This window comes from Acinetobacter sp. GN11 (assembly GCF_054823985.1).
Genome location: NZ_JRVL01000361.1, coordinates 1 through 502, shown reverse-complemented (window position 1 = coordinate 502; position 502 = coordinate 1). Strand labels below are relative to the sequence as shown.

The 502-nt window shown below is 28.3% G+C and carries 1 protein-coding gene; it reads right to left on the bottom strand.

The genetic code is table 11. The features are described 5' to 3' along the window. Positions 1 to 100 precede the first annotated feature (100 nt). Positions 101 to 328 carry a hypothetical protein gene (locus tag NL42_RS19395; protein WP_004791683.1) on the bottom strand — a complete coding sequence of 76 codons (228 nt, stop codon included), beginning with the start codon at positions 326 to 328 and terminating at the stop codon, positions 101 to 103. Between the last annotated feature and the right edge of the window lie 174 nt (positions 329 to 502).

Here is a 502-nt window from a genome sequence, read left to right as displayed (position 1 = left end):
TGGCTACACCATTAATTTGTATCATCATACAATAATCATGTTATTAAAATTATTTAGTGTTACTTTACTTTAATAACAGGTGATGTAGTTCACATAATTTTTATTTAATTTCAAAGTAATGTTTTTCAGTGACGAGCTTAATTTTTAGATTTTTATATAAGCGTTCTTTTGAATCTTCAAGTGAAGGGACTACTTTTTCTGCAAATTTATCTTCGGTCATGAGTCTGGCATAAGTTTTATAGCCAATAACTAACTTTTCGGGTTCTTTGCCTGTTTGACGGAACTCTTCAATAAGTTTATTGACTTTCTTTGCTGTTAAATCAGCCATCTTCCTCTCTCTCCCCTTAATTTATTATTTTGTTATACGGTTTCTATATGACAGAAAGATGAACGGTAATTTTTTGTAATTTTCATGTAAATATTATCGATTATTTAGCAATACCATCTAAACGCCATCTCAATCAATATAAAAATAAACACAAACCCATGATTTAAAATAAAT